This window comes from Streptomyces virginiae (assembly GCF_041432505.1).
GTDB classification, from domain to species: Bacteria; Actinomycetota; Actinomycetes; order Streptomycetales; family Streptomycetaceae; genus Streptomyces; species Streptomyces virginiae_A.
On sequence record NZ_CP107871.1, the window covers coordinates 3,605,462 to 3,624,822 of the forward strand.

Here is a 19,361-nt window from a genome sequence, read left to right on the forward strand (position 1 = left end):
GTCTCCTCTTTCCACGCCGAAGCAGTACTCGAGAACCATCAGACCGAAGATGCCAACTAATCAACGTTCCACCCATGAGCTGACCGTGCAGAACGTTTGTCTGCAATCGGTACTGTGCTCCTTAGAAAGGAGGTGATCCAGCCGCACCTTCCGGTACGGCTACCTTGTTACGACTTCGTCCCAATCGCCAGTCCCACCTTCGACAGCTCCCTCCCTTACGGGTTGGGCCACCGGCTTCGGGTGTTACCGACTTTCGTGACGTGACGGGCGGTGTGTACAAGGCCCGGGAACGTATTCACCGCAGCAATGCTGATCTGCGATTACTAGCAACTCCAACTTCATGGGGTCGAGTTGCAGACCCCAATCCGAACTGAGACCGGCTTTTTGAGATTCGCTCCACCTCACGGTATCGCAGCTCATTGTACCGGCCATTGTAGCACGTGTGCAGCCCAAGACATAAGGGGCATGATGACTTGACGTCGTCCCCACCTTCCTCCGAGTTGACCCCGGCGGTCTCCTGTGAGTCCCCATCACCCCGAAGGGCATGCTGGCAACACAGGACAAGGGTTGCGCTCGTTGCGGGACTTAACCCAACATCTCACGACACGAGCTGACGACAGCCATGCACCACCTGTATACCGACCACAAGGGGGGCACTATCTCTAATGCTTTCCGGTATATGTCAAGCCTTGGTAAGGTTCTTCGCGTTGCGTCGAATTAAGCCACATGCTCCGCTGCTTGTGCGGGCCCCCGTCAATTCCTTTGAGTTTTAGCCTTGCGGCCGTACTCCCCAGGCGGGGAACTTAATGCGTTAGCTGCGGCACCGACGACGTGGAATGTCGCCAACACCTAGTTCCCAACGTTTACGGCGTGGACTACCAGGGTATCTAATCCTGTTCGCTCCCCACGCTTTCGCTCCTCAGCGTCAGTAATGGCCCAGAGATCCGCCTTCGCCACCGGTGTTCCTCCTGATATCTGCGCATTTCACCGCTACACCAGGAATTCCGATCTCCCCTACCACACTCTAGCTAGCCCGTATCGAATGCAGACCCGAGGTTAAGCCTCGGGCTTTCACATCCGACGTGACAAGCCGCCTACGAGCTCTTTACGCCCAATAATTCCGGACAACGCTTGCGCCCTACGTATTACCGCGGCTGCTGGCACGTAGTTAGCCGGCGCTTCTTCTGCAGGTACCGTCACTTTCGCTTCTTCCCTGCTGAAAGAGGTTTACAACCCGAAGGCCGTCATCCCTCACGCGGCGTCGCTGCATCAGGCTTTCGCCCATTGTGCAATATTCCCCACTGCTGCCTCCCGTAGGAGTCTGGGCCGTGTCTCAGTCCCAGTGTGGCCGGTCGCCCTCTCAGGCCGGCTACCCGTCGTCGCCTTGGTGGGCCATTACCCCACCAACAAGCTGATAGGCCGCGGGCTCATCCTTCACCGCCGGAGCTTTCAACCCCCGCCCATGCAGGCAGGAGTGGTATCCGGTATTAGACCCCGTTTCCAGGGCTTGTCCCAGAGTGAAGGGCAGATTGCCCACGTGTTACTCACCCGTTCGCCACTAATCCACCCCGAAGGGCTTCATCGTTCGACTTGCATGTGTTAAGCACGCCGCCAGCGTTCGTCCTGAGCCAGGATCAAACTCTCCATGAATGTTTACCCGTGATCGGGTGCACACATCACTTAGAGCGGGCGCATCATGTCGGAATAAGACCGACGCGCCACAACGTCCTCGCTGTGTTTGTTGCCTGCCAGTGCTCCACAAGGAAGCCCGACAGGTCTTTTTCAAAGGAACCTCATCCACCGAAGTGGACGGGGTATCAACTTCTGGCGTTGATTTTTGGCACGCTGTTGAGTTCTCAAGGAACGGACGCTTCCTTTGTACTCACCCCCGCGACATCCGCTGGGGCTTTCCTCCGGGCTTTCGTTCTGTTCTTGCGTTTCCGACTCTATCAGACTCTTTCGTGTCCGACTTCCTCGGTGCTTTCCAGGTATTCGCTTTCGCGTTTTCCCTTTCCGGCGGTTCCGACTCTATCAGAAGTTTTCCACCGGATTTCCCGGCTTCGAAGTCCTGAATGAGGAGTCGACTGTACCCCGATGGAATTCAATTCCTTTTAGGGGTGAGAGAGAGTTTAAACCATCACTGCCGAACTTGTCCAGTTCGAGGCAACCGTTCGAATCTACCTCCCCGCGCGCTCCGTGTCAACGGTCTTCGCGGGACGACGAGGAGACTAGCAGCTCAACGGGCTTGTACGCACATCAGGCCGCGGTCGGGAGCGTCGCCGTTTGGTCGGCCGCCTCCACGTCGCCCACGTCGCCGGCGCGCGCCGCCCTGCCGCCCAGGATGAAGACGTAGAGCAGGAACGCGACCTCGGCCGCGATGCCGATCGTGATGCGGGCCCAGGTGGGGAGGCCCGACGGGGTCACGAAGCCCTCGATCAGGCCCGAGACGAAGAGGACCACCGCGAGGCCGATGGCCATGCCGAGTGCGGTGCGGCCCTGTTCCGCGAGGGCCGTGCGCCGGGTGCGGGGGCCCGGGTCGATGACCGTCCACCCCAGGCGCAGGCCCATGCCCGCGGCCACGAACACCGCGGTCAGTTCGAGCAGGCCGTGCGGAAGGATCAGGCCCAGGAAGACGTCGAGGCGGCCGGCCGAGGCCATCAGGCCTATCCCCACGCCGAGGTTGGCCATGTTCAGGAAGAGGATCCAGAGCACCGGTATCCCCAGGAACGCGCCCAGGACCAGGCAGATCGCCGCCGCCTGGGCGTTGTTCGTCCAGACCTGGGCCGCGAAGGAGCCCGCGGGGTGGCTGGAGTAGTACGTCTCGTACTGGCCGCCCGGCTGCGTGAGCGCCTTCAGCTCCTCGGGGGCCGCGATGGCGCTCTGGACCTCCGGGTGCGTGGCTATCCACCAGCCGATGAGCACGCCGAGCGCCGTGGAGAGCAGCGCCGTCGGTATCCACCAGCGGCGGCTGCGGTAGACCGCGGCCGGGAAGCCCGCCGTGAAGAAGAGGGCGGCGTCGCGCCAGCCGGCCCGGCGGGTGCCGGTCACCGTGGCGCGGGCGCGGGCCACGAGCTGGGTCAGTCGGCCGGTGAGCATCGGGTCGGGGGCGGTCGACCGGATCTGCGAGAGGTGGGTGGAGGTGCGCTGGTAGAGCGCCACGAGTTCGTCGGCCTCGTCACCCGTGAGCTTGCGGCCGCGGCCCAGGAGCTGTTCCAGGCGGTCCCACTCCGCACGGTGTGCGGTCACGAAGACGTCGAGATCCATCCGGCTGCCGCTCCCCTGTCCCAGGTCCCCTGGCCATTGCCTATTCCTAGTGTGGTCAGCTTGGCAGACTGGAGGCCTCAGGGGCGGGGCAGGTCGGACGAGAGGTGCTGTGGTGAGTGATCTGGTGACGGGGGACGCGGTCGTCCTGGGGCTCCGGCCCGCGCGGCTGCCCAGCCGCGGGCTGGCGATCCTCCTGGACCTGGCCGTGTACGTCACCGGATACGTGCTCATCTCCGTCGGGCTGACCGTGGCCACCGCCTCGCTGGACCTGGCCGCCCAGGCGGCCGTCGCCGTGGCGACCTTCCTGCTGTTCCTGGTGGGCGTACCGATCGCGGTGGAGACGCTGTCCCACGGGCGGTCGCTCGGCAAGCTCGCCTGCGGGCTGCGGGTCGTCCGGGACGACGGCGGACCGATCCGGTTCCGGCACGCTCTGGTGCGCGGATCCATGGGGGTCGTGGAGCTGATCCTGACCTTCGGGTCCATCGCGTGCATCGCCTCGCTGGTGTCGGCGCGGGGCCGGCGGCTCGGGGACGTGTTCGCGGGGACGCTGGTGGTCCGGGAGCGGGTGCCGGGGACGCGCGTGATGCCGGTGCCTCCGCCGCCGCCGTGGCTGGCCGGGCGGTTCACCGGGCTGGACCTGTCGGCGGTGCCGGACGGGCTGTGGCTGGCGATCCGCCAGTACCTGACGCGGATGAACCAGCTGGATCCGCAGGTCGGTGCCACGATGGCGGTGCGGCTCGCGGACGATCTGGTCGCGCGGACCGGGGCGCCGCCGCCGGCCGGGGTGCCGGCCGCCGCGTTCCTGATGGCCGTGGTGCACGAACGGCAGACGCGGGACGCCGCCCGGGCGTTCCGGCCGGCCCCCGCCGGTCCGGGCGCCGGATACGCGCCCGCCCCGGCCCCCGCGCCGATGCCGATGCCGATGCCGGGGACGATGCCTGTCGTGGCGCCGGTCCCCTACGTGGCTCCCGCGCCGGCGGCACGCGTGGCGCCCGTCGCACCCGTACCGCCCGTGGAGGCTCCCCGCGCCGGAGGGTTCGCGCCGCCCGCCTGAGCGGTCACTGTTCCTCGAAGGCCGAGGGCGGTGTCTCCAGGTGTTCGAGTTCGATGCCGGGGGCCGAGAGCACCACGTCCCCGGCGATGTGGACCGTGTGGACCTCGCCCGTGTCCAGGGCGCTGACCTGGTACTCGTCCACCAGCAGCGGGCCGCTGTCCGTGGGGTGTTCCTGCCGGGAGACAAGGGCCCAGGCCTGGTCGACCGTACGGGGTGCCAGTACCGGGTCGGTGAGGGCCAGCAGCCGGACGCGGGTCGCGGGGGCGCCGGGGGTCAGGCGCAGCAGGCGGGTCGTGGCGACGAGGAAGGCCGGGGAGGTGCCGGTGAAGCCGGGGGCGGCGATGTTGCCCTCGGTGGCCTCGGTGCCGGTGGGGTCGGTACGGACCCAGGTGACGCCGTCGATGGCGGCGCCGCGCACCTGCCAGCTCGCGGCATTGAGCTCCATGCGGATGGGGCGGCCCAGCTCGTCGACGGCCAGGTCGACGGAACCGCGGTGGTCGCCCTCCGGGCCGGTGAGCTGGGAGACGTAGCGCCAGCCGGAGGGGCCGGGCGCGCAGTGGAAGTGCTCCTCGCCGAGCGGGGTGTGGTCGTGCGGGTCGTGGAGCGAGTAGCGGCCGCGGGGCATGGTGCGCACTCTTCTCGGGGTCGAGGGATACGGGGCAGGCCCCCGGCACGGGTGCCGGGGGCCTGCTTCACGTTCTGCCGCCGCTGATCAGAGGCTGATCAGGGGTTGATCAGTAACGGTAGTGGTCCGGCTTGTACGGGCCCTCGACCTGGACGCCGATGTACGCGGCCTGCTCCGGGCGGAGCGTGGTGAGGCGGACGCCGAGGGCGTCGAGGTGGAGGCGGGCGACCTTCTCGTCGAGGTGCTTCGGGAGCACGTAGACCTCGGTCGGGTACTCCTGCGGCTTGGTGAAGAGCTCGATCTGGGCCAGGGTCTGGTCCGCGAAGGAGTTCGACATCACGAAGGACGGGTGGCCGGTCGCGTTGCCGAGGTTCAGCAGACGGCCCTCGGAGAGGACGATCAGGACCTTGCCGTCGGGGAACGTCCAGGTGTGGACCTGGGGCTTGACCTCGTCCTTGACGATGCCGTCGACCTTGGCCAGGCCGGCCATGTCGATCTCGTTGTCGAAGTGGCCGATGTTGCCCACGATGGCCTGGTGCTTCATCTTGGCCATGTCGGCGGCCATGATGATGTCCTTGTTGCCCGTGGTGGTGATGAAGATGTCGGCCGTCTCGACGACGTCGTCCAGGGTGGCGACCTGGTATCCGTCCATCGCCGCCTGCAGCGCGCAGATCGGGTCGATCTCGGTGACGATGACGCGCGCGCCCTGGCCGCGGAGCGACTCGGCGCAGCCCTTGCCGACGTCGCCGTAGCCGAAGACGACCGCGACCTTGCCGCCGATGAGGACGTCGGTGGCGCGGTTGATGCCGTCGATCAGGGAGTGGCGGCAGCCGTACTTGTTGTCGAACTTCGACTTGGTGACGGCGTCGTTCACGTTGATCGCCGGGAACAGCAGGGTGCCCTCGGACATCATCTCGTAGAGGCGGTGGACACCGGTGGTGGTCTCCTCCGTCACGCCGCGGATCTCGGACGCGAGCTGGGTCCACTTCTGGGGGGACTCGCCGAGGGTGCGGTTGAGCAGGGTGAGGATGTAGGCGTACTCCTCGGAGTCCGCCGTCGACGGGTCCGGGGCGGAGCCGGCCTTCTCGAACTCGACGCCCTTGTGGACGAGGAGGGTGGCGTCACCACCGTCGTCGAGGATCATGTTCGGGCCGCCGGTGGGGGTGTTCGGCCAGGTCAGCGCCTGCTCCGTGCACCACCAGTACTCCTCCAGCGTCTCGCCCTTCCAGGCGAAGACGGGTACGCCCTGCGGGTTCTCCGGGGTGCCGTTCGGGCCCACCGCGATGGCCGCGGCGGCGTGGTCCTGGGTGGAGAAGATGTTGCAGGAGGCCCAGCGGACGTCGGCGCCGAGGGCGACGAGGGTCTCGATGAGCACGGCGGTCTGCACGGTCATGTGCAGCGAGCCGGTGATGCGGGCGCCGGCCAGGGGCTGCGCCTCCGCGTACTCGGCGCGGATCGACATCAGACCCGGCATCTCGTGCTCGGCCAGGGTGATCTCCTTGCGGCCGAACGCGGCAAGGGAGAGGTCTGCGACCTTGAAGTCCATGGGTGCTGCTCCTCATGGTTCGAGAGGGTGGGTACGGCTGGGCCGTGCGCCGTCCTGGGGACGGGACACCGAGCACAGTCCGTCGGGGGTCCTCTCTCCCCTCGGCCGGTCGCAGGGACCGCCCGACCCGCCATCAGCAGCGACGCCTGACACTGGGCACGAATCTACACCGATCGGTGGAGCGAGCCCCAGTCGGACGAGGAAGAAACCGGGTGGTGATGCGCGGACGGCGCCTTCCTGGAGGGGGCGCGGGCCGTGCCTGACGGGGCGTCGACCAGGGGGTACGGAGGAAGATCCGGTGATCGGGACCCGGCCTCCGTAGGGTTTCGGCCAGACCGTAGTCTTCCGGCCGTTCGCACTGGTGGGAGGGGCTACGGAGTCATGGAACACAGACCTGGGCGCAAATTGGGGATATGGGCGATCGTCCTCCTGATATCGGGCGTCGCGCTGAACGTCGGCGCGGTCGCGCTCATGGTGAGCCGGTTCGAGCCGCTGTACTTCGCCGGCGACTCGATGCTGCCCACGCTCGGGGACGGGGACGAGCTACTGCTGAGGAAGGATCCGGCGCAGGTACGTCGTGGTGACGTCGTCGGTTACCGCAGCGTCGCGTGGCAGAGGCCGTATCTCTCCGTCGGGCGCGTGGTGGCGGTGGAGGGCGACCACATCGCCTACGCGAAGGGGGACGCCACCCTGACCCTCAACGGGCAGCCGCTCGACGAGCCCTACGTCCTGGGTGGCGCTCCCGGGGACCCGGGCCTCAGCTTCGCCGTGTCGGTGCCGAAGGGCCGGGTCTTCGTCCTGGGGGACAACCGGGGCAACTCCGCGGACTCCCGCTACTTCCCGGAGCTCCAGTACGGCACGCTGGCGGTGTCGGACGTGACGGGGGTCAGCGTCCCTTGGGAGAACGCGCTGATGTTGACGTGCGGCGTGGCGTCGTGGGTCGGATCCCTCGCCCTTCCCGTGGCGCTCGGGCTGGGCATCGCCGCGCGGGTGGCGCGGCGGAAGCAGCCGGTACCGGCGGGGCCCGTCTGGGGCGCCGTGCACCTCGAGGATTCGTAGCCACAAGCGCGAAGGCCCCCGCGGGCTGCTGCTCGCGGGGGCCTTCACGTGTTCGTGGCTACTTGGTGGCTTCGGGGCGGTAGATGTCCGGCTCCAGGTAGATCACCCGGGCGATCGGGACCGCCTCGCGGATGCGGGCCTCGGCCGCGTTGATCGCGTCGGCCACCTGGGTCGCGGTGTCGTGGCCCTCGACCGCGATCTTGGCGGCGACCAGCAGCTCCTCCGGGCCCAGGTGCAGGGTGCGCATGTGGATCACGCGGGTGACGACGTCCCCGTCGACCACCGCGGCCTTGATCTTCTCGACCTCCTCGACGCCGGCGGCCTCACCGAGCAGCAGGGACTTGGTCTCCGCGGCCAGGACGATCGCGATCGCGATGAGCAGGACGCCGATGCACAGGGTGCCGATGCCGTCCCAGACACCGTCGCCGGTCAGCAGGGCGAGGCCGACGCCGCCGAGCGCGAGCACCAGGCCGACGAGCGCGCCGAGGTCCTCCAGGAGGACGACGGGCAGCTCGGGGGCCTTGGCGCGCCGGACGAACTGGGTCCAGGTCTGCTTGCCCCGGATCTCGTTCGACTCCTTGATCGCCGTACGGAAGGAGAAGGACTCCGCGACGATCGCGAAGAGCAGGACGCCGACCGGCCAGTACCAGGCCTCGATCGGGTGCGGGTCGTGGATCTTCTCGTAGCCCTCGTAGATGGCGAACATGCCACCGACGGTGAAGAGCACGATGGAGACGAGGAAGGCGTAGATGTAGCGCTCGCGCCCGTACCCGAAGGGGTGTTGCGGCGTCGCCTCGCGCTGGGCCTTCTTGCCGCCGAGGAGCAGCAGCCCCTGGTTCCCGGAGTCGGCCAGCGAGTGGACGCTTTCCGCGAGCATCGACGAGGAGCCGCTGAAGAGGTATGCCACGAATTTGGCTACAGCGATGGCTAGGTTGGCGGCGAGTGCCGCCACGATCGCCTTGGTACCGCCCGACGCGCTCATGGGTGCAGGGTGTCCTTCCTAGCCACTGACTACCGGCCGCACATTGTTGCAGCCCGTGGGAGGGACGCTACGTCAGACCACCACGGTGGCTCGGAAGATCGTCCCGCTTCCGGACAGTTCGACCTTTTCGCCCGCCGGTACGAAGACCGACTCGCCGGGCCGCAGGGCCAGTTCGCCGGCCTGCGGGGAACCGGCCGTGCAGAGCAGGATCTGCGGGGGCCCGTCCGCGAGCACCTGGGGGGCTCCGCCGGGCGCCAGGAGGAAGCGGGAGAGCCGGAATTCGTCGATGGGGGTCTCGTAGACCTCCTCGCCCTCGGGGGACGCCTCGGGGCGCAGTACGCCCGGGTCGCTGGGCTCGAACTTCACGATCTTCAGCAGCTCCGGCACATCCACGTGCTTGGGGGTGAGCCCGCAGCGCAGCACGTTGTCGGAGTTGGCCATGAGCTCGACTCCGAGGCCGTCGAGGTAGGCGTGCGGGATGCCGGCACCGAGGAACATGGCCTCGCCGGGCTGGAGTCGGACGTGATTGAGGAGCATGGCCGCGATCACGCCGGGGTCGCCCGGGTAGTCGTGGACGAGTGAGGCGTAGGGCTTGTACGGGCCTCCGAGGCGTTCGGCGGCGGCCGCGGCCTCGGTCACCGTACGGGCCATCTCCGCGCGGTCCGCGGTCAGTACGGCGGTGAGCACCTCGCGCAGGGCCGCCTCTTCGGGGTGGGCGCGCAACAGGTCGACGTACGGTTCGAGCGAGTCGACGCCGAGGCCGGCGAGGAGTTCGGCGGCCTCCAGGGGCGGGCGGAAACCGCACAGGCCGTCGAAGGGGGTGAGCGCGCAGATCAGCTCGGGCTTGTGGTTGGCGTCCTTGTAGTTGCGGTGGCCCGCGTCGATCGGGACGCCTCGGCGCTCCTCGTCGGCGTAGCCCTCCTTGGCCTGGGCCAGGTCGGGGTGGACCTGGAGGGAGAGCGGGGCGCCGGCGGCGAGGATCTTGAGGAGGAAGGGCAGCCGGGGGCCGAACTTGGCGACGGCGGCCGCGCCGAGCTCGCGCTCGGGGCCGGCGGCGATGACGTCCGACAGGGTGGTCTCGCCGGTTCCGCGGTCGAGGCGGGAGGGGGCGCCGGGGTGGGCGCCCATCCACATCTCGGCCTGGGGCTCACCCGTGGGCTCCACCCCGAGGAGGGTGGGGATGGCGGTGGTGGATCCCCAGGCGTAGGGGCGGATCGTGTTCGTCAGGCGGTCCATCGGTCGTCTTCCTGGATCTGGATGAAGGGGCGGGCACGGATGTGTGCCTCAGGTGCGTCCCCCGGAGGCCAGCGCCAGGTAGGCGGTGGCGAAATCCGTGACGGCGAGGAGTTCGGCGAGCTGTTCCAGCTCCACGCCCTCCTCGGGTTCGAGTTCGCTGATCGCCGTGTCGTGGCTGTGGGCGAGCTCGCGTGCGGCGGGGGCGGCGCTGAGGCCACCGGCCGGCCGGTCACGCAGCAGGACGATGCGGGCGCGAAGGGCCTGGGGTTCGTCGACCCGGTCACGGAAGAAGTCGTCGGGGTCGGCGCCGGCGGCGAACGCCCCGGAGAGCAGGACGCCGTGGGCGGGCAGCGCTTCGGGAAGCACCGCGGACAGGGCGGGGCGGCCGGCGAGCTCGGCGAGGGTCGCGGCGAACCGGCGGCCGGCGGGGGCGGCGCCGGTGCCCTCGCTCCAGATCAGCGGGAGCGAGTCGGCCAGCTCGGCGGCGAGGGTCTTGGCCGGGTTGGAGTAGGTGGCGATGGCGGGCCCGCAGCGTTCGGCGGTCCGGTCGAGCCGGTCGGCGACGAGCTGCAGCGTGTCCGGGGCGGCGGTGATCAGGCCGACCTTGTCGAGGAGCAGCAGCAGCGGCGTCAGCAGGGCCCACAGGGCGCCGGGTCCGGCCGCGGCCGACTCGTCGTACTCCTGGTACGGGGCCTTGGCCATCGGTACGAGGAGCCCGTGCGCGCCGTCCACCGCCTCGCTCAGCGGTGAGCGCTCGGGGGCGACGGCCACGACGGTGCAGCCGCGGCGGTACGCCTGCTCGGCGAGGACGGCGAGTCCGGGCTCGGTGCCGTCGGTGGTGGCGAGGAGCAGCAGGTCGACGGGCCCGGCCCAGCCCGGCAACGCCCAGCGCAGCGCGCCGGCCGCGTGGGCGACGCCGGTGGGATCGAGCCGGATGACGGGCGCGGAGGCTCCGGCGAGGGCGCCGAGCAGGTCGGCGACGCCGGTGGCGGCGGTGCCGGGCCCGGCGATCAGGACGGAGCGCGGCCGGCCGTCGGGGCGCAGCTCGCCGAGGCCCGCCTCGGTCGCGTGCCGGACCGCGGTGCGGACTCTGGCGCCGGCTTCGGCGGCGCCGCGGAGCAGGCCGCGGCGGTCGGAGCGGGCGAGGTCGTCGGGGGCGTCGAGGAGCGACTCGTCGAGCATGCGGGCTCCCTAATCAGGCGGGGCGGCGGGCCTCGTCCACGAGGAGGACCGGGATGCCGTCCCGGACGGGGTACGCGAGGCCGCAGTCCTGGCCGGTGCAGATCAGCTCGGGGGCCGTCTCGTCGGCCGACTTGTCCTGGAGGGGCGAGTGGCAGGCGGGGCAGGCGAGGATCTGCAGGAGTCCGGCTTCGAGCGGCATGGGGCGATTCCCTTCGGGCATGCGGTTGGGGGGTCAGCGTACCGCCGAGTCACCTCCGGTGCGGGCCGACGGTGGCCGACGGTCGCCGGTGCGGCGCCCGTGCGGGCCGGGTGGGCGCCGGGGCTCCGCCCCTCGGGGGAACCCCGGCTCTGCCGGGCACCGGGCTCTGCCCGGACCCGCGCCTCGAACGCCGGCGGGGCCGACTTCGGCCCGGCCGGCACTCGAAGGTGCCCGGCGGGGCTGACTTCGCCCGGGCTAGATCTTGCGGATGAGGGCCAGGACCTCGTCGCGGGTCTTCGCCAGGGTGGCGGCGTCGCGGGCCTCGACGTTCAGGCGGAGCAGGGGCTCCGTGTTGGAGGCGCGGACGTTGAACCACCAGTCGGTCGAGGTCGCGGTCAGGCCGTCGAGCTCGTCCAGGGTGACGTCCTCGCGGGCGCCGTAGATGTCCTTGATCTCGGCGACGCGGGCGGCCTGGTCGGCGACCGTCGAGTTGATCTCGCCCGAGCCCTCGTAGCGGTCGTACGAGGAGACCAGGGAGGAGAGGGTGCCCTGCTGGCCGCCGAGGGCCGCCAGGACGTGGAGCGCGGCGAGCATGCCGGTGTCCGCGTTCCAGAAGTCCTTGAAGTAGTAGTGCGCGGAGTGCTCGCCGCCGAAGATGGCGCCGGTCTTGGCCATCTCCTCCTTGATGAAGGAGTGGCCGACGCGGGTGCGGACGGGGGTGCCGCCGTGCTCGCGGACGACCTCGGGGACGGACCAGGAGGTGATCAGGTTGTGGATGACGGTGCCCTTGCCGCCGTTGCGGGCCAGCTCGCGGGCCGCGACCAGGGCGGTGATCGCCGACGGGGAGACGGCCTCGCCGCGCTCGTCGACGATGAAGCAGCGGTCGGCGTCGCCGTCGAAGGCGATGCCGAGGTCCGCGCCTTCGGCCAGTACGCGGGCCTGGAGGTCCACGATGTTCTTCGGGTCGAGGGGGTTCGCCTCGTGGTTCGGGAACGTCCCGTCCAGCTCGAAGTACATGGGGACCAGGTCGAGGGGGAGGCCCTCGAAGACGGTGGGGACGGTGTGGCCGCCCATGCCGTTGCCCGCGTCGACGACGACCTTGAGCGGGCGGATGGCGGTGAGGTCGACCAGGCCCGTCAGGTGCGCGGCGTAGCCGGCGAGGGTGTCCTGCTCGGTGATCGTGCCGGGGACGGTGCCGGCGGCGATGGCGGGGGCGCCCTGGTCGGTCCACTGCTCCGCCAGCTCGCGGATGCGCGAGAGGCCGGTGTCCTGGCCCACGGGGGCCGCGCCGGCGCGGCAGAGCTTGATGCCGTTGTACTGGGCCGGGTTGTGGGAGGCCGTGAACATCGCGCCGGGGAGGTTCAGCTCGCCGGACGCGTAGTACAGCTGGTCGGTGGAGCACAGGCCGATCAGGGTGACGTCCACGCCGCGGGCGGCCGCACCGCGCGCGAAGGCGGCGGACAGGCCCGGGGAGGAGGGGCGCATGTCGTGGCCGATCACGATCGCCGTGGCGCCGGTGACCTCGACGAAGGCGGCTCCGAACAGTTCGGCCAGCGGCTCGTCCCATTCGTCCGGTACGACGCCTCGTACGTCATATGCCTTGACGATGTTCGTAAGATCTGCGGCCACTGCCTGCCCTCCTGAGGTGTTCTGTGCGGTTCGGCAAACCTACCTCGAACCTGGAGGGGCTTTTCAGACGGTCCTGGCGTCAGGAATCGGGCGAACGCAAGACCCGCAGGTGTCCGCGACGGGTCTCGCCGGGGACCGGGCGGCCTTGACCGGAACCGCCGGCCTCCGCCGCCCGCTCGGGCGGGCGGGCCGCCTCGCGGACGGCGTTGGCGAGGGCTTCGAGGTCGTCGCCGCTGGGGCGGGACGGCCCGGAGCCGTCGGACAGGCGCACGACGTCCCAGCCCCGGGGGGCGGTCAGGCGCTCCGAGTGCTCGGCGCACAGGTCGTAGCAGTGGGGTTCGGCGTAGGTGGCGAGCGGGCCGAGAACTGCGGTCGAATCGGCGTAGACGTACGTCAGTGTCGCGACGGCAGGGCGGCCGCACGCAGTGCGCGAACAGCGACGTACAAGGCTCACGACGTTGGACGGTACCGCACTCTTGACCGGGCCGCGACGACTCCACCGCCGCTCACTCCCCCGTGTCGTGCTCAGGGCTACCCTGCGGGGGTGACGGACACCCCTCTTCCTCCCTGCCCCGCAGAGCCCCCCGCGGGGGCCCCGGCCGAGCCGCGCCCGCGCCGGCGGGACCGGCACGGGCGCGGCATGCGCGGTCCGGTGGCCCCTCCTCAGGTGCCGCTGTCGGCGAGTCGGTCGGAGCTGTTCGGGGACCTCGTACGGGACTCCGTGGAGCGGCTGGAGCGGCGTTGGCCGCAGCTGTCCGAGGTGGAGTTCCTGATCGGTGACGTGCCGGGGCCGCCGGGCGGTCCGGACGGTGGCTGGAACGACGAGGCGGTGCCGCTGGGCGCGGTGCAGGAGTCCCGCGAGGGGCGGCCGGCCCGGATCGTGGTGTTCCGACGGCCGGTGGAGATCCGGACCAAGACGCGGGACGAGAAGGCGATGCTGGTCCACGAGATCGTCGTGGAGCAGGTGGCGGAGCTGCTGGGGCTGTCGCCGGAGACGGTCGACCCCCGGTACGGCGAGAACTAGGGCCTGTCTTTCGGATCAGGCCGGGTCAGCCCGCGGCGTCTGGTGCCGTGCGTCGCAAGGCCGAGGAGGGAGTCGATGCGGAGCATCGACGACCGACGAGAACGCGGCGAGGTGCGGTGCCAGGCGCCGCGGGCCCGGCATGATCCGAAAGACAGGCCCCAGCCGGGCCCGGGCGGTGCCCCGGCCCACCTCGCGCGTGCCGGGGCGCCGCCGTCCTGTCAGCGGGTCAGGACGGAGAGGTCCTGGGCGGCCTTGGGGACCGAGACCGTGGAGTGGTCGTCCGAGAGGGCTTGGACGGTGAACATCGCGATGCCCTCGTGCGGGAGGGACAGGGTGCGGGCCGCGTGGACCGGGCCGCCCGAGACGGTCTCGACGGTGAGGGCGTAGGAGCCCTTTCCGCCCGCCGGGGCCAGGGACACGGTCTGGGTGGTGCCCGCCTTGACCGTGACCTCCTGGGAGGCCGGCTCGCCGCCGCCGGTGCCCGGCGAGGCGGTCACCTTGACCTTCGCGTCGGCGCCCGGCGCGGTCAGCGCCAGCAGGGTGGTGTTCTCCTCGGGCCGGTTGTCGGCCACGGTCGCCCGTACGCCGACCGGCCCGGTGGCGGGGACGAAGCCGATCTCCTGCTTGGCGCCGCTGCCGCGGACCACCCGTACCGCCGCGACGACCGGGGCGGACTTCTTGGGGTCGGAGGGCGTCAGCAGCAGCGAGCCGGGTTCGCCGCGGGTCAGGTCCTTGAGGTCGACGGCCGCCGTCATACCGGCCTTGACGTGCAGCTGCTCGTTGCCCGCGGGGCTGATGGAGCCGCCCGGTGCGGCCAGGCGCACCTTCAGGTCGGCGTCCTCCTCGCCCGGTACGAAGACGACCAGCCGTACGGAGGTGGCGTCCGCCGGGATGCCTGGCAGGACGAGTGAGCCCGCCGGGTCGGCGGAGGCCGGCAGCCAGTCGGCGCCCACTCCCTCCTCGCCGACCTGCACCGAGGCGCCGACGCGGCCCGCGCGGGTGGTCACGTGGGCGGTGGCGTCCGCGAGCTGGGCGCCCGGGACGAGGGTGGACAGCAGGACGGTCTTGGTGGACTTGGGGTCGACGCGGATGCTCTCGCTGGTGCCGGCGTCGGGCTTGGCGGGACCGTCCGGGCCGAAGATCTTGATGTCGACGATGGCGGCGGCGTCGTCGGGGTTGGTGAGGTGGATGTAGTCCTCGCGCCCCTTGGCCGTGCTGACGGCGGGGAACCAGAAGTCGGTGCCGGGGGCGGTGCAGCCGACGCCGAGCACGCCGCGGCTGCGGCCGACCGAGACCTTGGTGGTCAGCTGTGCGGTCCAGCCGGGTGCGAGGGCGCCGTCGGCGCTGCCGGTGAGGGCGGGCGCGTCGGCGCCGCTGGCGGTGGCTCCGACGGGCTTGCCCGCCTCCTTGGGTTCCAGCACCGGCTTGGCGTCCTTGGTCGCGCCGAGCAGTCGGGCCGAGCCCTTGCCCTCGCCGGCGGGGGCGCCGGGGGTGAAGGCCGTGTACGTGGTCTCGGCGATGTCCGAGGAGCTGGGCCCGGGGCACACCAGCAGGGACCGCTCCACCGGCATCCGGGCCGCGGTGGCGGCCTTGGCGTCGGCCGCCTTGCCGTCGGCGGCGGGTGCGGTGAGGGCGGCGACGCCGGTGAGGGCGGCCAGGGCCGCGGTCACCGCCGCCAGCGTGAGGGGTGCGCGCTGCTTCACTGCTGGGGGCTCCCGTCCGGGCGCTGGTCGTACGGCGGGTAGGGCTCGTACGGGTAGGGGTACTGCTGCTGGTCCGGGTCCTGGACCGGCTGGTGCTGCGGCTGCTGCGGGTACGGGTCCTCGTAGGCCTGGCCGGCCTGCCCGCCCTGCTGTCCGCCCTGCTGGTCGTACTGCGGGTACTGGTCGTAGGGGACCTGCTGCTGCGGCTCGTACGCGTAGCCGCCCTGGTCGCCGTAGGCCTGGTACGCGTAGCCGTCGTCGCCGTACACGGGCTGGGCCGGGATCTGCGCGTACGGGTCGGCGACCTCGGCGGTCTCCACCGGTACGGGGGCCGGCTCGGCCTCGGCGCGCAGCCGGCGGGCGCGGCGGCCCTCGCCGGCGTCGCCCGGGACGGGCCGGGACGGGAGCGCGGCCTCCTCCTCGGGCAGGTCGTCGTCGAGCTCGGCGCGGCGGCCGGGCAGGGCCATCACCAGCAGGACCACGGCGAGCAGGCCCTGGGTCCAGTACCAGGCGGTCCGCAGCAGGGAGTCCTCGTGGACGAGGTCGAGGCGGCCGCCCTCGGCGGGCAGTTCGAAGCCCTGGGCCCAGCCGTCGACGGTCTTGGGCTTGAGGGCCTTGCCGTCGAGGGTGGCCTGCCAGCCTTCGTCGGCCCGGTCGGCGATGCGCAGGACGCGGCCCGCGTCACCGGCGGGGATCTTGCTGTGGGCCTCGACGGGTCCGGCGGCGACGGGGATCGGGGCCTCGCCCTGCTTGCCGGAGAGGATGACGGCGCGCGGCAGCCAGGGTTCGACGCCCCACAGGGCGGTGCCGTCCTGCTGGTGGCGACGGCTGAGGCCGGGGGTGGCGTCGAGGACGCGGCGGATCTCCTCGGGCCCGCCGGGGCGGAACATCACGAAGCGGATGGCGAAGGCGCTGAGCTGGCTGGACTGGTCGGCGCCGGAGCCGGCGACGAGGTTGGAGACGACCTTGTCGAGGCGGGCGTCGCCGCCGGTGCGGGCGGTGACCTCCGCGTCGCCGATGCGGCCGCCGGAGCCGCGGACGAGGCTGTAGGAGACGGTGGCGGGCGGGTCCAGGTCGAGGATCAGGGTGCGGGTCTGGTTGTCGTCGCCGCCCGCGTCCGCGACGAAGGCCGGGACCTGTACGGGGTCGCGGCGCTGCAGCGGGCCGTCGGCCCCGGCGACCAGCCAGGTGGCGGCGGCGATCAGCGGTCCCACGGCGGCGGCCAGGGCGATGAGGGCGGCCAGCGGTTGGCGCCAGCCGAAGCTGCGGGCGGCGACGCGTTCCCTGGCCCCGTCGGCGCCGAGCGCGGCGGCCGCGAGGAGGGCGAGCCCGTAGACGAGGGTGGCGGGTCCGGCCCAGGCGGTGCGGTTGAGGACGACGGCCAGGAGCAGTCCGGCCAGGGCTGCGGCCCAGGCGGTGCGGACGGCGAAGGCGCGGTCGCTGCGCAGCAGGGCGGCCAGGGCGGCGAGGACGATGCCGATGAGCACCGCTCCGGGGCCGGTGCCGGGGCCGCCGGGGCTGATGGCGAGCAGGCCGACGGCGTCGGCGGAGCCGGCCCCGTAGGGCAGGCCGGCCTCGTGCAGGAGGCGGCCGGGGTGCGTGAGCAGGCCCAGTGACCAGGGGGCGAGGACGAGGAGCGGGACGGCGAGGGTGGCGAGCAGGCGCAGGCCGTACGCCTTCCAGTGCGCCCGGCGCAGGACCAGCGCGCCGATCCCGAGGACGGCGGCGAGCGGCCATACGACGGGGGTGAAGGCGGTGGTGAGGGTGAGGAGCAGGATGTACGTCCACACCGCGCGGCGGCCGCCCCGTCGGTCGGCGGCTTCCGTGCCGTCGGCGAGGTCGAAGGCGGCGACGGCGGCGCGGGCGAGGAGCGGGAGCACGACGGCGAGGACGGCGGTGCCGAGGCGGCCGCCGGCGAGGGCGCCGGTCACGGCGGGGAGGAAGGCGTAGGCGATGGCCGCCCAGGCGCGCAGCAGTCGGGATTCGACGAGCGGCCGGGAGGCGAAGTAGGCGGTGAGGCCGGCGAGCGGGACGGATCCGACGAGCAGCAGGGTCAGGGCGGCCTGGGTGGATCCGAACAGCAGGGTGGCGAGGGTGCCGAGGACGGCGAGGTAGGGCGGTGCCGAGGCGGTGGAGCCGGTGCCGACGGCGTGCCAGCCGTCGGTGTAGGCGCTCCAGAGGTCGGAGCCGCTGCCGGGGGCGGGCAGCAGGGCGCCGCCCATGAGGGAGCCGCCGCCGATCAGGGCGCGGCAGGCGGCGAGGGAGACGAGGGCCAGGAGGGCGAGGAGGAGGGGCGCGGGGTTGCGGGCGAGCCGCTTGAGGCGGGCGAAGCGCTCGGTCTCCACGAGGTAGTCGCCGTCCTCGCCGGGGGCGTCGAGGACGCTGCCCCCGCCGTGCCGGCCCGCGGGGGCGGTCGCGGTGTCGCGGTCGCCGCCGAAGTAGCCGGCGAGCTGTTCCGCGTTGGCCCGCAGGGAGGCTCCCGGCGGGGGGAAGAGCGGGCGCAGGTCGGCGGCGGGGACGGCGGGGCGGCGGCGGGCCTTGCGGGCGGCGAGGAGCCGGCCGGGGCGGAGCAGGGTGGCGAGGAGGCCGGTGAGCTCGTCGACGGCCTGGCCGGGGGCCTTGCCGATGAGGTAGGCGAGGGTGCGCAGCACGGTGCCGAGCAGGACGCGCAGCAGGACGTAGGGCAGGGCGCGGCCGGAGCTGTTGGCGAGGATCGTGTAGACGGCGCCGGCCTTGTCGACGCGGTGCGGGCCGGCGGTGGTGCGGCCGGCGCAGTCGACGGTGCGGCGTTCGCGGGCGGCTGCCTCGGCGTGCCGCAGGACGGCGTCGGGGGCGACGAGGACGGTGTGGCCGGCGCTCTGGGCGCGCCAGCACAGGTCGACGTCGTCGCGCATCAGGGGCAGGCGCCGGTCGAAGCCGCCGAGTTCGTCGTAGACGTCGCGGCGGACCAGCATGCCGGCGGTGGAGACGGACAGGACGGGGCGGACCTGGTCGTGCTGGCCCTGGTCCTGTTCGCGGCGGTCGAGGCCGGTCCAGCGGCGGCCGCTGCGGGCGATGGTGACGCCGGCTTCGAGGAGCTGCTTCTTGTCGTACCAGCCGCGGAGCTTGGGGCCGATGATCGCGGCGTCGGGGTTCTCGTCGGCGACGCGGAGCAGTTCGGTGAGGGCGTCGGGTTCGGGGGCGCTGTCGTCGTGCAGGAGCCAGAGCCACTGGACGGGTTCGCCGTGGGGGAGGTCGGGTAGGTCGTACGTGTCGTCGCGCCAGGTGCGGCTGACGGGGTCCCAACCGCTGGGGCGCTTGAGGTACGGGAGGTCCTCGGGGGACAGGGTGCCCGCGCTGCGGGCGGATTCGTCGACCGCGGTGCCGAAGCCGGTGCGGCGGGCGAGGTGCAGGACGTGGTCGTCGCCGAGGGCCTCGGTGAGCAGCCGCGCGGATTCGTCGGCGCTACCGGTGTCGGCGGCGACGTGGTTCTGCGCGGGGCGTTCCTGGCCGAGGAGGCCGGCGAGTGTCCGGGGCAGCCAGCGGGCGCCGTCATGGGCGACGAGGACCGCGGTGACGACGTGCCGGGGGAACTCGGGTGTGGCGGGGGCCTGGTAGGAGGCCGTCGACTGGCTGTGCAGGGACATCGCGGTACGGGCCCTCCGGCCGGGGGTCCGGGGGTGGTGTGCCCTCGGAGGCTGCTGGACAGCGCCCCACCCTAACGGCTGCCACGACAGCGGTCCGCCTCCTGCGGGGAAGGTGCAGGAGGCGGACCGTGTGCCGTGCTGTGTGCCGTGCCGTGTGTGGTGCTCGTCGTCCCGTGCTGCCGGTTCTGCGGTGCGTGCCGTGGTGCGTTCGATATGTCGTGCGATGTGCGGT

General features: G+C 71.5%; 14 protein-coding genes and 1 rRNA gene. 3 read left to right on the top strand and 12 right to left on the bottom strand.

Features of this window, described 5'->3' with window-relative positions; translation table 11 throughout:
• Window positions 1–125: 125 nt before the first annotated feature.
• Together OG624_RS16805 and OG624_RS16810 are read right to left on the bottom strand one after the other, a co-directional pair.
• Window positions 126–1,650: ribosomal RNA gene (locus OG624_RS16805) — 16S ribosomal RNA — on the bottom strand.
• 606 nt (window positions 1,651–2,256) lie between these two features.
• Window positions 2,257–3,264 carry a stage II sporulation protein M gene (locus OG624_RS16810; protein ID WP_033227244.1) on the bottom strand — a complete coding sequence of 336 codons (1,008 nt, stop codon included), beginning with the start codon at window positions 3,262–3,264 and terminating at the stop codon, window positions 2,257–2,259.
• A gap of 112 nt (window positions 3,265–3,376) precedes the next feature.
• On the opposite strand from OG624_RS16810, the gene OG624_RS16815 reads away from it, so the two are divergent.
• Window positions 3,377–4,318: an RDD family protein gene (locus tag OG624_RS16815; RefSeq protein ID WP_033227245.1), complete on the top strand. Its 942-nt coding sequence runs from the start codon at window positions 3,377–3,379 to the stop codon at window positions 4,316–4,318.
• 4 nt (window positions 4,319–4,322) lie between these two features.
• Here OG624_RS16815 and OG624_RS16820 read toward each other — a convergent pair whose 3' ends face one another.
• Together OG624_RS16820 and ahcY are read right to left on the bottom strand one after the other, a co-directional pair.
• A complete protein-coding gene (locus OG624_RS16820; RefSeq protein WP_033227241.1) occupies window positions 4,323–4,943 on the bottom strand; it encodes a hypothetical protein in 621 nt (206 codons plus the stop codon).
• A 109-nt stretch (window positions 4,944–5,052) separates the two neighbouring features.
• Complete coding sequence (gene ahcY, locus OG624_RS16825; protein ID WP_161288930.1) at window positions 5,053–6,489, bottom strand: adenosylhomocysteinase; 1,437 nt, start codon at window positions 6,487–6,489, stop codon at window positions 5,053–5,055.
• Window positions 6,490–6,870: 381 nt separating this feature from the next.
• Here ahcY and lepB point away from each other — a divergent pair, with 381 nt between their 5' ends.
• Window positions 6,871–7,548: a signal peptidase I gene (lepB, locus tag OG624_RS16830; RefSeq protein WP_352164951.1), complete on the top strand. Its 678-nt coding sequence runs from the start codon at window positions 6,871–6,873 to the stop codon at window positions 7,546–7,548.
• Between the two features lie 58 nt (window positions 7,549–7,606).
• Here the strand turns inward: lepB and OG624_RS16835 are convergent, their stop codons facing one another.
• From OG624_RS16835 to OG624_RS16860, 6 genes are all read right to left on the bottom strand, one after another.
• On the bottom strand, window positions 7,607–8,530 hold the full coding sequence (locus OG624_RS16835) for a cation diffusion facilitator family transporter (protein ID WP_326748195.1): 924 nt from the start codon (window positions 8,528–8,530) through the stop codon (window positions 7,607–7,609).
• A 72-nt stretch (window positions 8,531–8,602) separates the two neighbouring features.
• Window positions 8,603–9,766 carry a mannose-6-phosphate isomerase, class I gene (gene manA / locus OG624_RS16840; RefSeq protein ID WP_033222798.1) on the bottom strand — a complete coding sequence of 388 codons (1,164 nt, stop codon included), beginning with the start codon at window positions 9,764–9,766 and terminating at the stop codon, window positions 8,603–8,605.
• A gap of 48 nt (window positions 9,767–9,814) precedes the next feature.
• Complete coding sequence (locus OG624_RS16845) at window positions 9,815–10,948, bottom strand: SIS domain-containing protein (RefSeq protein ID WP_033222797.1); 1,134 nt, start codon at window positions 10,946–10,948, stop codon at window positions 9,815–9,817.
• Window positions 10,949–10,961: 13 nt separating this feature from the next.
• The gene (locus OG624_RS16850) at window positions 10,962–11,147 is read right to left on the bottom strand and encodes a Trm112 family protein (RefSeq protein ID WP_030724745.1); all 186 of its coding nucleotides are present in this window, start codon (window positions 11,145–11,147) and stop codon (window positions 10,962–10,964) included.
• Between the two features lie 255 nt (window positions 11,148–11,402).
• On the bottom strand, window positions 11,403–12,776 hold the full coding sequence (locus OG624_RS16855) for a phosphomannomutase/phosphoglucomutase (protein ID WP_033222795.1): 1,374 nt from the start codon (window positions 12,774–12,776) through the stop codon (window positions 11,403–11,405).
• Window positions 12,777–12,855: 79 nt separating this feature from the next.
• A complete protein-coding gene (locus OG624_RS16860) occupies window positions 12,856–13,305 on the bottom strand; it encodes a DUF3499 domain-containing protein (RefSeq protein ID WP_078909433.1) in 450 nt (149 codons plus the stop codon).
• Between the two features lie 15 nt (window positions 13,306–13,320).
• On the opposite strand from OG624_RS16860, the gene OG624_RS16865 reads away from it, so the two are divergent.
• Complete coding sequence (locus OG624_RS16865; protein ID WP_371587864.1) at window positions 13,321–13,800, top strand: metallopeptidase family protein; 480 nt, start codon at window positions 13,321–13,323, stop codon at window positions 13,798–13,800.
• 218 nt (window positions 13,801–14,018) lie between these two features.
• Here OG624_RS16865 and OG624_RS16870 read toward each other — a convergent pair whose 3' ends face one another.
• Both OG624_RS16870 and OG624_RS16875 read right to left on the bottom strand, forming a co-directional pair.
• Complete coding sequence (locus tag OG624_RS16870) at window positions 14,019–15,503, bottom strand: DUF5719 family protein (RefSeq protein ID WP_371592907.1); 1,485 nt, start codon at window positions 15,501–15,503, stop codon at window positions 14,019–14,021.
• Window positions 15,500–19,129, bottom strand: a complete 3,630-nt coding sequence (locus tag OG624_RS16875) for a glycosyltransferase family 2 protein (protein ID WP_371639554.1) — start codon at window positions 19,127–19,129, stop codon at window positions 15,500–15,502. Before OG624_RS16875 ends, OG624_RS16870 begins: the two co-directional genes overlap by 4 nt.
• Between the last annotated feature and the right edge of the window lie 232 nt (window positions 19,130–19,361).